The following is an 11,659-nucleotide window of genomic DNA, read 5'->3' as shown; positions in this document are numbered from 1 at the left end:
TCCGAAGCGCTTTTACTTCCGGGCGGCGGCCCCGCCCGGAAGCTCCCTCTCAGCTTCTTCTGTCTGCTGTTCTTCCCTTCCCTTGCGCTCTTTCGGAGCCTGGGGTGGTACCAGGCTGACCAGGGTCCAGTCATTCTCTGGCTTGATGTGGTCCATGTCCAGTACCGGCGACACGCGCCCCTTGTTGTCAAAGACAAACAGCACCAGCGGCTGGTGATGGTACTTTTCCAGGAAGTCCTTGTAACCGAACTCTTCACTGAGCTGAGTGGTTTTTACGGTGTAGCCCTGGCTGGCCAGGCTCGCGAGCTTGGCGTAGCTGACGCCATCGAACAGGCCGCGGGTCATCTGGATCTTCTCGGCAGTCTGGTGTCGCGCTTTCTGGTCAGGATCGCCTTCCGCCAGGGTAAACACCGAATCCTTTCCGAACCAGTCCAGGAAATGGTAAGTCGCCAGCGAATTCATGTGCTTGTAGGGTGAAATGACCAGCAGATTGCCAATGCCGGTCAGGTCCAGGTGGGTCGAGGCGTGCTCGGATACCGGATTGCCGAAGTAGACCTGGAGATTGTCCATGCGCGCCTGCCGGATGTTTTCCCAGTTGGTGTCGGCCAGTGTCACAGGCACGTCGTACTTCTTCAGGGCAACGGCGATCTTCCGGGCCACCGGGTTGGCGCCGAGAATCAGGAAACCGAATTCAGCGGGCTCTGCAACCTTCAGCAGCCGGGCGAGGGGGCGGGCGGTCAGACTCTGAAGTGTCACGGTGGCAATGATCAGCATGAACACCAGAGGCACCAGGGCCCCGGCGCTCTCATATCCGAGCTTCTGCAACTGGAATGCAAACAGCGCGGAAACCGCCGCCGCGACAATGCCCCGAGGGGCAATCCAGCTCAGAAACAGCTTGTCCCGCCAGTTGAGGCTGGTGCCAATAGCCGACAGGAAGATGCTCACCGGGCGTGCCACCAGCATCAGCATGGCCAGCACCGCCACCAGGCCCCAGCCCAGTTCGGCAATGGCGGAAAATTCCACCCGCGCCGCGAGGATGATGAACAGCGCCGAGATCAGCAGCACGCTGAGGGATTCCTTGAACTCCAGGATGCTGTCGATGGGCACCTGCTTCATGTTGGCCATCCAGATACCCATGATGGTAACGGTTAGCAGTCCTGACTCGTGTGCTAACTCATTGGAAAGGGCGTACACGCCAAGCATGAAGGTGAGGGTGCCGGCGTTGTGCAGGTACTGGGGGATCAGGTGTTTTCTCAGCGCCAGGCCGTTCAGGTAGCCGGCAACAGCGCCGATGAGGAAGCCCACCGCCAGGGTTTTGCCGAAAATGTAGAGCGAGTGTCCGAACACATTGCCCTGACCCCAGGACACAATGCCCTCGAACACCAGAACCGCCAGTAGTGCGCCCACCGGATCAATGATAATACCTTCCCAGCGCAGGATGTTGGCCAGTTTGGCGTCCGGGCGAACGGATCGCAGCAGCGGGGCGATCACCGTCGGCCCGGTGACAATGGAAATGGCGCCGAAGAGCAGGGCAACCTCCCAGGACACCTCAAGCAGCCACCGTGCCGACAGCGTGCCGATGATGCAGGTGACAATGGAGCCGACCGGAATCAGGTTGCGCACCATTTTGCCGTGGTCGCGGATTTCTTCGTAGCGCAGCGTCAGGCTGCCCTCAAAGAGAATAATGGCGACAGACAGGGAGATGAGCGGGAACAGCAAGTCGCCAAACACCACTTCCGGTGCCAGGAAACCCAGCCAGGGGCCCGCGGCAATACCGCCAGCCAGCAGGAAGAGAATGGCTGGCATCCTGACGCGCCAGGCGAGCCACTGACAGAACAGAGAAAGAATGCCGATACTTGCGAGAAGCAGAACAGTGCTTACGGGCATAATGACTTCAGGTCCGTTGAGTTATGGGTTAGCGCGTCGTGCAATCCGGTTCAGCAGCCGCGAGGCGGCAAAAAAGCCGAAACTGGCGGTGACCGGGCTGGCTGCCCCGAAGCCCGAGGCGCAGTCCAGACGGACCGGGCCCTCGGTGGCGGGCTTCTGCAGGCAGACTTCACCGTCTCCGGCAGGATACGTCAGCTGTTCCAGCGAGTATACGGCTTCTATGCCGAAGCGCCGCTTGGGATTACGGGAGAAACCGTATTCCCGGCGCAGCATGTTACGAACCTTGGCCAGTAATGGATCTTGCGTGGTCTTGCTGAGGTCGGCAACGCGGATCTGTGTCGGGTCCAGCTGGCCGCCGGCGCCGCCGGCACAGATCACGGGAAGTTTTCGGCGCTGGCAGTAGGCGATCAGGGCGGCCTTGGCCTTGACGCTGTCGATGGCATCCACCACGGCGGTCATGTCAGCGGTGATCAATTCGTCGACGTTTTTCGGCGTCAGGAATCCGAAATGCACGCGAATGTCTGCCTGGGGGTTGATCGCTTTCAGTCGCTCCGCCATGGCGTCGGTCTTGGTTCGACCATACTGGCCTTCCAGGGCATGTAGCTGTCGATTGGTGTTGGAGACACAGATGTCATCCATGTCGATGAGAGTCATGGCGCCGACGCCAGACCGAACCAGCGCTTCCGCCGCCCATGAGCCCACGCCGCCGAGTCCGACGATGGCAATATGCGACTGGCGAAAGGCTTCCAGGGCGCGACGGCCATACAGGCGTTCTATCCCGCCGAAGCGAAAACCGTAGTCGTCAGGGGTCATGGGGGTCTCCGATGATGTCAAAGACCGAGATTGTAACTCAAGCTTGGGCAGGCATAAAAAAAGCCACGCAGGGCGTGGCTTACAAGCAAGTGTTCAACCCGACGGGGAGTTGAACAGGACTAGTTCAGAGACACTAATCAACCCGCTTAGTATCTACCTTCGGGCAGACTATCTGAAGGTCAGGGGCTGACAACTATCGGTCATTTCCGGCCAGCATGCGGACCTGGTTGCATGTGTTGTGCCTCAACCCCGGCGTGCTCAGCGAATGAAAGGGTTAAGCAGTCGCGTAAAGGTGCCGGTCAACTTAACCGGGGCACTGAGTACGGACAATGTGATGCAGTCCTCGCAGCCAACCGCGACAGGCCGGTGTTCGTCCTGTTCATTAAGAACCACAAAATCCCATTGATTGAACACGCCTTTCTGGTCCGCGAAAGCACCCTGCAGCACGATGGTGGTTTCTTCGCCCCGATGGGTGTGAGCAGGTGCCTTGCCTCCCGCTGACAGTTTCTGCAGGACGACCTGTTCGTGCTGGCCAGGGAAGCGTTCGGAGATATCCAGCACGCTGACATCCCCCAGCTGGCGTTTCCAGGGCAGGCTGTCAAGGTCGTCCCCCAGCAGTTTCCGGAGCGCGCCGACCCTTGGCTCAATGGCCGCAATCGCTTGGCCTTCGCTTTCCTCGCTGTCGATCCGCGACAGGATGCTGTCGAACATATCCTCACTGACGCTGACTTTCGGCTGATGTTCCATCATCACCGCGCCCAGGCTGTCGAGAGTGTCCACGCGGCCACGGCAATGGGGGCACTGATCCAGGTGCAGCCGGATGCACAGAGCATGGGGCTCGGTCAGGTTGCCGGCGCTGTACTCCATCAACGTCAGGCTGTCGGGATGGTGCCGTGTCATACGTTCTGGTCCTGCAAAATCACTTTCAGCTTGTTCAGGGCCAGGCGAACCCGGCTCTTTACGGTGCCAAGGGGAATGTTGAGCTCGTCAGCCACCATCTGGTGGGACTTGTTCTCCATATAGACCTTGGCAATCACGGTAATCTGTTCTTCCGGCAAGTGGCTCAGAGACTCCCGGATGCGTCGTTCGGACATCAAACGGTGCAAAGAGGTGACTGGCTCATCCTCGTTTTCGCCGGGGATTTGCCAAAGATCTTCGGTTTCCACCGGCATCTCGGCACTGGTGCGCTTCATCTTTCGCAACATATCGATGCGCTGGTTCCGCGCGATGGTGAAGATCCATGTTGAGGCCGCGGCCTTGCGCCAGTCATACAGGCAGGAGCGCCGCCATATGGACACGAAGACCTCTTGCACCAGCTCTTCAGCGTGACTGGCCAGGCCATTTGCCATGGCGTAATACTTGATCTGCGGGCCAAAATGCTCGAACAGCGCATGATAGGCCTGGCAATCCTGGTGTTTGCCCACCTTGTCCAGCATCTGGCTCCAGGGATCCTTGCGGCCCTCGGGGCGAGCGGACTGCCGCTCCAGTGTTGTCACCGGACGCTCCTTGACTGTTGCATGATTTGAGCATGTTCTGGACATTATTCTATGCACTCGTCTCGGGTTTGTCAGTTCCGTGATATACGAGCTGACCCTCGTTGCGGATCAGCCGTTTTCTTCAGAACTGTCGGGACAAGCACCTATGGCCAGGGTGCGGCGTTATTCTTCCAGGTAGGTGTAGCCGTCAAGTCCGCCTTTCAGTTCATTGAACAATCGGGTTTGTTCATCAGCGGGGAGGCTGCTGGCGCGGAACTGATGCTGGTAGGACTTGAGCAGGGCCTCAGGTTCGAAGTTCACGTAACGAAGCACCTTGGCGACGGTATCTCCGGTGGTGGCGTCACTGACGGTGTATCCCTCGGCGCCATTGCCATGGACATCGACGGAATGAGTGTCTCCAAACAGGTTATGCATATCGCCCAGGATTTCCTGGTAGGCGCCGGTCATGAAGAACCCCATCAACAGAGGTTCGCCAGGTTTGTTCTCCGGCAGTGGCAAAGTGGTCTCGACACCCTGACCATCCACGTAGCGATCGATCCGGCCATCGGAGTCACAGGTGATGTCCTGAATCACTGCGCGACGTTGCAAGGGCCGGTCCAGTCCATTGATGGGCATGACCGGGAAAATCTGATCAATGCCCCAGACATCCGGCAGTGACTGAAACAGGGAAAAGTTCACGAACAGCTTCTCGGCGAGCTTTTCGTTCAGTTCGTCGATGATCTCGCGGTGCGCCCGGTTGGCACTGTCCAGTTGGGATCTCAGCAGCCGGCAGCTGCAGGTATACAGCGTCTCGGCGTTCGCTCGTTCGTCAAGGGACAGCAGGCCGTGGGCAAACTGGGCGTGAACATCGGCCATGGCGTGGAGTACATCATGGTAGATTTCCGCCAGTGAACGGGGTGAGCCTTCATCGTTGAGGCTCTGCAGATCGCGCCACAGATCCTGCAGCGGTGCGGCGGCGTCGGCCCCGGGCTGAGTTGGCACGCGGGCGTCGGGGATTTCCTGGTCAATCACGTTGGTGACCAGCACGGAGTGATGGGCCGTTAACGCCCGGCCGGATTCGCTGATCAGATCCGGGTGGGGGATGCCGGCGCGGTCGCATTCCGCCTGCAGGATATGGACAACATTGTAGGCATACTCGTGGACGCTGTAGTTCATGGAGCAACTGCTGCGCGAGCGCGTGCCCTCGTAATCCACACTCAGACCGCCTCCGATATCCACGGTGCCCACGGGAGCGCCCATCTTGCGCAATTCGCTGTAGAATCGCGCACTCTCCCTGAGGCCGGTCTGGATGTCGCGAATGTTGGCGATCTGGGATCCCAGGTGGAAATGCAGGAGTTGCAGGGCATCCAGTGCGTCCGCCTCGCGGAGGGTCGCCACCACATCCAGTACCTGGCTGGCGGACAGGCCAAATTTGGATTTTTCGCCCCCGGTATTCTGCCAATTGCCCTTGCCGATGGTGGCCAGGCGGGCGCGTACACCAATCAGCGGCGAAACACCGAGGTTTCGTGATTCCTCCAGAATGAGAGGCAGCTCGGATTGTTTTTCCACCACAATGAAAACCCGGTGCCCCAGTTTCTGACCGATCAGTGCGAGGCGGACGTACTCGCGATCCTTGTAGCCGTTACAGACAATCACCGATCCTGGCTGGCGTGACATTGCCAATACGGCCATCAGCTCTGGTTTGCTGCCCGCTTCCAGGCCGATCTGGTTGTTGCTTGCGGCCGGCTCGGCCCTCAGCAGTTCCTCCACTACGCGACGCTGCTGGTTGACCTTGATCGGGTACACCGCGGTGTATTGCCCCTGGTAGCCGTGTTCCGACGCGACTTTGTTGAACGCGCCGCACAGCTTGTTCACCCGGTCGTGGAGAATGTCGGTAAAACGGATCAGTACTGGCAGCTGGATACCCCGCGCAGTCAGGGTGCGGGTCAGTTCCGGGAGGTTGATGCCGTCGCCTGTAGCGTCACCGTGGCCCCGGTCTGGCCGTATGAGTACTTCTCCACGATCATTCACGTCGATATAGCCATCGCTCCAGTGGGCGATGTTGTACACCTGATGGGCGGCGCTTCTGGTGGCTTGGGTCATTGCGGTCATCCTGTACAGAATCCGGGCCGGGCACATGCCGGCGTATGGTCGCCATTGTAGGGATTACGCAGCCGCGCTAAAAGAACCGCCTGTGGAAAATACGTGGATGGTCATGAGCTATAGTGCTTTAGCTGAAGGCCCGGCACACCTACAATACCTGCAATATGACTTTGGCTCTCCGAGCAACACGAGGAACTCACCATGACGGCATTGAACGAAAACTGGTTTACCGAGGTATTCCAGGACCAGGGAACGGCATTTTCCCTGCAGGTTAAGAAAAAACTGCACGAGGAGCAGAGCAAATTCCAGAAGCTGGAGATCTACGAGACCGAAACGTTCGGAAACCTCATGGTTCTTGATGGCTGCGTGATGCTGACCACCCGGGACAACTTTCTCTACCACGAGATGATGACCCACCCGGCGCTGTTTACTCACCGTGACCCGAAAAAAGTGGTGATCGTGGGTGGCGGTGACTGCGGCACGCTGAAGGAGGTGCTGAAGCACCCGGGCGTTGAGGAAGCCTGGCAGGTAGAGATTGATGAACGGGTGACCCGGCTGTCAGAGAAGTATTTCCCGGAACTCTGTGAATCCAACGACGACCCTCGCGCCAACTTCTTCTTTGGCGATGGTGTTGAGTGGATGCGGGATGTGGAGCCCAACAGCATCGACGTGATTATTATCGACAGCACCGATCCCGTGGGCGCCGCGGAGGGGCTGTTTGCCCTCGATTTCTACCGTGACGCCATGCTGGCCCTTCGTGATGGCGGCATCCTGGTCCAGCAGAGCGAATCGCCACTGCTGCATACCGATACCATCATCAAGACGATGCATGAAGATATGGAGAAGGCCGGATTTGATCACATCCAGACACTGCCATTCCCGCAGCCGGTCTACCCGACCGGTTGGTGGAGCTGCACCATGGCGGGGAAAGAAAAGCCGGTGCAATACTTCCGTGAGGAGGATGCCGATCAGCGGCCCTTTGTGACCCGTTATTACAATGTAGGCACGCATCATGGGGCCCTGGCGATGCCGCAGTTCATGGTAGATGCGCTGGAGGATCGCGTTGTTCCCGGCGAGGGCTGATGGTTTTCGCATTCCTGCGAATCTTGGCTAAACTGCAAAAGTGATCAGTAATTGATCGACGTTAACCGTTCGGTTGTAGCTGGAGAGCAGGATATGGATGTTAGAAAAGGTGAGCAGGAGCGAAACTGGTTTCGCAGTGATCGGTTTACCACGGTCAATGGCCAGTGGTTCTTTCAGACCCGGGAGGGCTCGTTTGAAGGGCCGTTCGACAATGTGAATGAGGCGCAGATGGAGCTGCTGCTTTATTTGCGCCACTCGGAAGACGACATCTTCCGCAATGCGATTTGACCTCAGATTGGCTGATAAACAAAAGGGGCGCTCTACGGAGCGCCCCTTTTGCATTGCATTGTCGGCAGTCTTTATTTGCTGCTGACAAACTCCGGATAGGCTTCCATACCACACTCGGACAGGTCGACCCCTTCGTATTCGTCTTCGTCGCTGACCCGCAGGCCAACCACGGCCTTGATGACGCCCCACACGATCAGGCTGGCAACGAACACCCAGACGAAGATGGTGATGGCGCCGACAATCTGGCCGATGAAGCTGGAGCCGTCGTTGGTGACCGGCACCAGCAGCAGGCCGAGCAGACCACACACGCCGTGTACCGAGATCGCGCCGACCGGATCGTCAATCCGCAGCTTATCCATGGTGACGATGCTCAGTACGACCAGTACGCCGCCGAAGCCGCCAAACAGGGTTGCGGTCAGGGCGCTGGGAGTGGAAGGCTCGGCAGTGATAACCACCAGGCCGGCCAGGGCGCCGTTCAGCAGCATGGTCAGGTCGGCCTTGCCAAACATCAGGCGTGCGGTGATCAGCGCAGCGATGGCGCCACCAGCGGCTGCGGCATTGGTGTTCAGGAACACCATGGCGACGGAGTGGGCGCTGGCAATATCGCCAAGCTTCAGTACTGAGCCGCCGTTAAAGCCGAACCAGCCCATCCACAGGATGAACGTACCGAGGGTGGCCAGTGGCAGATTGGCGCCCGGGAAAGCGCGGATCTCGCCGTTCGGGCCGTACTTGCCTTTACGGGCACCCAGCAGCAGAACACCTGCCAGAGCGGCGGCGGCACCGGCCATGTGAACAATGCCGGAACCGGCGAAATCGCTGAAGCCCAGATCGGCCAGACTGTACATGCCGAATACGGAAGCGCCGCCCCAGGTCCAGGCGCCTTCCATCGGGTAGATGAAGCCAGTCATCACAACCGCAAAGAACAGGAATGCCCAGAGCTTCATGCGCTCGGCCACGGCACCGGATACGATGGACATGGCGGTCGCAACGAACACAACCTGGAAGAAGAAGTCAGACGCGCCAGAGTAGATGGAGCCGCCTTCGAAGCCGTCTTCACGGCCAGCGTAGTCACCAAGGACACCGGCCACGTCAACGTCGCCCATGCCGGTGAGGAAGATATTGCCGCCATACATGATCGCGTAACCGCAAATCAGGTACATGGTGCAGGCCACTGCGAACAGGGCCACGTTCTTGGTCAGGATTTCCGTGGTGTTCTTGGCGCGTACCAAGCCGGCTTCCAGCATGGCAAAGCCAGCGGCCATCCACATAACTAATGCGCCGCACACCAGAAAATAAAACGTATCTATAGCATACTGCAGGTGAAAGATATTGCTTTCCATTTGAAGCCCTCCGCACGAGGCTTTTCAGGTTATAAGTTTTTTGCGTTGGCTATCGGAATTCAGGCTGTTATCAGACCGCTTCTTCGCCGGTTTCACCGGTCCGGATACGGATCGCCTGTTCGAGTTCTGTCACGAAGATCTTGCCGTCACCGATCTTGCCGGTGTTGGCAGCCTTGGTGATCGACTCAATAACCTGGTCCAGCAGGTTGTCACCGATGGCGACTTCAACCTTGACCTTGGGCAGGAAGTCCACCACGTATTCCGCGCCACGATAGAGTTCTGTGTGGCCTTTCTGCCGCCCGAAGCCTTTCACTTCGGTGACGGTTACGCCTTGCACGCCAATCTCGGATAGTGCCTCACGGACATCATCCAATTTGAAAGGCTTGATGATCGCTGTCACAAGTTTCATTGCTTTCTCCTTGGTAAAGCCGTCCCAACAGTGAGGGCCCATTGGCCGTTTGTGTTGAGGTCGGGATGCTGCCACCTCGCACACCAATTGTGCGGATTGCGTACGAGGTTTATTGCATCGGGTGTGCCAACGCAAAAAAGTTTCATAATTTCATGTTGTTAGAAATATTGCGCTCCAGTTTGGAACATTGTGCTGCACCAAAAAAGAGCACTGGTTCTCACGGCGAGCCAATTTGGCGCACCGTGCAAACCGTCCAGCGGCGCTATTATACTGCGGACAGGGCACAGTATGGCAGGGCCGGCGATGTGTTACACTCCCGCAACTCCGTTCCGGGTGACTGATCGTCGGTTAGCGCCGGAACCCGTCGATGCCAGAGAGGTGATGTTGTGAAAGGTCCGCAGGATTTCTTGACCCAGCTCCAGGGCCAGTTTGGCCAGTTCGTGCCCGATATGGCCCGTGCGGCCCGGGAAGATTTCGAAACCCAGGCGAGGGCAACGGTGATGTCGGTGCTTTCCCGCCTTGAGCTGGTGACCCGTGAAGAGTTTGATGCCCAGCAGGCGGTGTTGATGAAAACCCGTGAAAAGGTGGAGGCGCTTGAGAAGCGCGTGGCGGCACTGGAAAGCAAGCTGCCAGAAAGCTGAATTTGCCCCGGGATGGGCCTGCGTGCCCATCCATTGAACACCGAATGAATCTGACCACGGAAGGTCGTTATGTTAGCTATTGTTCATTCCCGCGCCAGTATTGGCGTGTCCGCACCTGCAGTAACCGTTGAAGTGCACCTGTCCGGCGGATTGCCGGCCCTGTCCATTGTCGGGCTTCCGGAGACCGGGGTTCGGGAAAGCAAAGAGCGGGTCCGCAGTGCCCTGCTGAATGCTGGCTTCGAGTTCCCCGCTCGTCGTATCACCATCAATCTTGCCCCCGCCGACCTGCCGAAAGAAGGTGGCCGCTTCGACCTGCCGATTGCCCTGGGCATTCTTGCGGCTTCCGGCCAGATACCCCCCGAAAGCCTGACTTCCTGCGAGTTCGTCGGGGAGCTGTCGCTGGATGGGGCATTGCGCCCCCTTAAAGGCGTGCTGCCGGCCGTACTGGCAGCACGAGAGGACGGCCGGCGATTGCTGGTGCCGCAGGCGAATGCCTCCGAGGCGGCCCTGGCAAGCCAGGACGATGTGCTCTCCGCGGCCCATATCCTGACCGTGTGTGAGCATTTGTGTGGCAGGGCAACGCTGGTGCCGGTTCCGCCGGCGTCCCTGGATGAGGGCGCCGTCGCCGGGCCGGATCTGGCGGATGTCAGGGGGCAGAGTGTGCCAAGACGTGCGCTGGAAGTGGCGGCCGCAGGCGCTCATAACCTGCTTTTCTTCGGTCCGCCAGGCACCGGGAAAAGCATGCTGGCCAGCCGGTTGCCCGGTATCCTGCCGCCACTGACCACAGGGGCCGCGCTGGAGGTGGCCAGCGTCCACTCGATTGCCGGGTTGCCGGTACGGGATGGCTATTGGCGGCAACCACCGTTTCGTTCGCCCCACCACACCGCATCCGCCGTCGCCATGGTGGGGGGTGGCAGCAGCCCCCGCCCGGGAGAGATCTCCCTGGCCCATCGCGGCGTACTCTTCCTCGATGAGTTACCGGAGTTCGGGCGGCAAGTGCTGGAGGTATTGCGGGAACCCATGGAGAGCGGGGAAATCTCCATCAGCCGCGCGGCGCGGCAGGTGAGCTTTCCCGCCCGCTTCCAGGTGGTGGGGGCAATGAATCCCTGCCCCTGCGGCTACAACGGTCACCCGACCATCGAATGCCAGTGTACGCCTCAACAGGTCATACGCTACCGGGGCAAGGTCTCCGGTCCGTTACTGGATCGCTTTGACCTGCATGTGGAAGTGCCGGTTCAGGGCGGAGACGTGCTGATGCAGAAACAGGCGGATGGCGAATCCAGTGAGGTTGTCAGGGCAAGGGTGGCCCGGGCCCGGGAGCGTCAGCTGCAACGGGGCACGATCAATGCCGGCCTTGCTGGTAATGAACTGCACCGCCACTGCCGCCTCGATCGCGGTGGCGAAGCCCTGTTGTCGGACGCCATGGAAAAGCTTGGGCTCTCGGCGCGGGCACTGCACCGGATTCTACGAGTAGCGCGAACGCTGGCGGATCTTGATGGGGTCGATACCATTGGCAATGGCCATCTGGTGGAAGCGCTTGGGTATCGCAAGCTGGACCGGCAGCAATCACGAAATTCGGTTGTGTCGGCCTGAAACGATCCACTCTGGTAAACTGTGCGG

Annotated in this window: 11 protein-coding genes; 4 read left to right on the top strand and 7 right to left on the bottom strand. The window is 59.1% G+C overall.

All coding sequences use genetic code 11. The features are described 5' to 3' along the window. Positions 1 to 12: 12 nt before the first annotated feature. From ACJO3M_RS10865 to speA, 5 genes are all read right to left on the bottom strand, one after another. Positions 13 to 1,887: a cation:proton antiporter gene (locus tag ACJO3M_RS10865; RefSeq protein WP_407001389.1), complete on the bottom strand. Its 1,875-nt coding sequence runs from the start codon at positions 1,885 to 1,887 to the stop codon at positions 13 to 15. A gap of 21 nt (positions 1,888 to 1,908) precedes the next feature. Then, complete coding sequence (tcdA, locus tag ACJO3M_RS10860) at positions 1,909 to 2,700, bottom strand: tRNA cyclic N6-threonylcarbamoyladenosine(37) synthase TcdA (RefSeq protein WP_407001388.1); 792 nt, start codon at positions 2,698 to 2,700, stop codon at positions 1,909 to 1,911. Positions 2,701 to 2,958: 258 nt separating this feature from the next. Beyond that, entirely contained in the window at positions 2,959 to 3,600 is a 642-nt protein-coding gene (locus ACJO3M_RS10855) for a ChrR family anti-sigma-E factor (protein WP_407001387.1), read from the bottom strand. Continuing rightward, the gene (locus tag ACJO3M_RS10850) at positions 3,597 to 4,196 is read right to left on the bottom strand and encodes a sigma-70 family RNA polymerase sigma factor (protein WP_407001386.1); all 600 of its coding nucleotides are present in this window, start codon (positions 4,194 to 4,196) and stop codon (positions 3,597 to 3,599) included. Before ACJO3M_RS10850 ends, ACJO3M_RS10855 begins: the two co-directional genes overlap by 4 nt. 162 nt (positions 4,197 to 4,358) lie before the next feature. Continuing rightward, positions 4,359 to 6,278, bottom strand: coding sequence for a biosynthetic arginine decarboxylase (gene speA, locus ACJO3M_RS10845; RefSeq protein WP_407001385.1), 1,920 nt, complete (start codon positions 6,276 to 6,278; stop codon positions 4,359 to 4,361). Between the two features lie 201 nt (positions 6,279 to 6,479). Here speA and speE point away from each other — a divergent pair, with 201 nt between their 5' ends. Further along, the gene (gene speE, locus ACJO3M_RS10840) at positions 6,480 to 7,361 is read left to right on the top strand and encodes a polyamine aminopropyltransferase (protein WP_407001384.1); all 882 of its coding nucleotides are present in this window, start codon (positions 6,480 to 6,482) and stop codon (positions 7,359 to 7,361) included. Positions 7,362 to 7,454: 93 nt separating this feature from the next. After that, positions 7,455 to 7,649 (top strand): DUF6316 family protein, encoded by a 195-nt coding sequence (locus ACJO3M_RS10835; RefSeq protein WP_407001383.1) that lies wholly within the window; start codon positions 7,455 to 7,457, stop codon positions 7,647 to 7,649. Positions 7,650 to 7,720: 71 nt separating this feature from the next. Here ACJO3M_RS10835 and amtB read toward each other — a convergent pair whose 3' ends face one another. Beyond that, positions 7,721 to 8,989 (bottom strand): ammonium transporter AmtB, encoded by a 1,269-nt coding sequence (gene amtB, locus ACJO3M_RS10830; protein ID WP_407001382.1) that lies wholly within the window; start codon positions 8,987 to 8,989, stop codon positions 7,721 to 7,723. Positions 8,990 to 9,059: 70 nt separating this feature from the next. Next, positions 9,060 to 9,398 carry a P-II family nitrogen regulator gene (gene glnK, locus ACJO3M_RS10825; RefSeq protein ID WP_004578958.1) on the bottom strand — a complete coding sequence of 113 codons (339 nt, stop codon included), beginning with the start codon at positions 9,396 to 9,398 and terminating at the stop codon, positions 9,060 to 9,062. Between the two features lie 386 nt (positions 9,399 to 9,784). Here glnK and ACJO3M_RS10820 point away from each other — a divergent pair, with 386 nt between their 5' ends. Beyond that, positions 9,785 to 10,039, top strand: a complete 255-nt coding sequence (locus ACJO3M_RS10820) for an accessory factor UbiK family protein (RefSeq protein WP_407001381.1) — start codon at positions 9,785 to 9,787, stop codon at positions 10,037 to 10,039. Positions 10,040 to 10,108: 69 nt separating this feature from the next. Further along, positions 10,109 to 11,632: a YifB family Mg chelatase-like AAA ATPase gene (locus ACJO3M_RS10815; RefSeq protein ID WP_407001380.1), complete on the top strand. Its 1,524-nt coding sequence runs from the start codon at positions 10,109 to 10,111 to the stop codon at positions 11,630 to 11,632. Positions 11,633 to 11,659: the final 27 nt, after the last annotated feature.

Source organism: Marinobacter alkalisoli (assembly GCF_045449795.1).
Lineage (GTDB): Bacteria > Pseudomonadota > Gammaproteobacteria > Pseudomonadales > Oleiphilaceae > Marinobacter.
The sequence above is the reverse complement of the archived record's forward strand: the minus strand, read 5'-3'. Positions and strand labels throughout refer to the sequence as shown.

Bases quoted from the DNA above. Each gene is read 5' to 3' on its own strand.
- ACJO3M_RS10865 (WP_407001389.1), bottom strand. From the start codon at position 1,887: ATGCCCGTAAGCACTGTTCTGCTTCTCGCAAGTATCGGCATTCTTTCT.
- tcdA (WP_407001388.1), bottom strand. From the start codon at position 2,700: ATGACCCCTGACGACTACGGTTTTCGCTTCGGCGGGATAGAACGCCTG.
- ACJO3M_RS10855 (WP_407001387.1), bottom strand. From the start codon at position 3,600: ATGACACGGCACCATCCCGACAGCCTGACGTTGATGGAGTACAGCGCC.
- speA (WP_407001385.1), bottom strand. From the start codon at position 6,278: ATGACCCAAGCCACCAGAAGCGCCGCCCATCAGGTGTACAACATCGCC.
- speE (WP_407001384.1), top strand. From the start codon at position 6,480: ATGACGGCATTGAACGAAAACTGGTTTACCGAGGTATTCCAGGACCAG.
- ACJO3M_RS10835 (WP_407001383.1), top strand. From the start codon at position 7,455: ATGGATGTTAGAAAAGGTGAGCAGGAGCGAAACTGGTTTCGCAGTGAT.
- amtB (WP_407001382.1), bottom strand. From the start codon at position 8,989: ATGGAAAGCAATATCTTTCACCTGCAGTATGCTATAGATACGTTTTAT.
- glnK (WP_004578958.1), bottom strand. From the start codon at position 9,398: ATGAAACTTGTGACAGCGATCATCAAGCCTTTCAAATTGGATGATGTC.
- ACJO3M_RS10815 (WP_407001380.1), top strand. From the start codon at position 10,109: ATGTTAGCTATTGTTCATTCCCGCGCCAGTATTGGCGTGTCCGCACCT.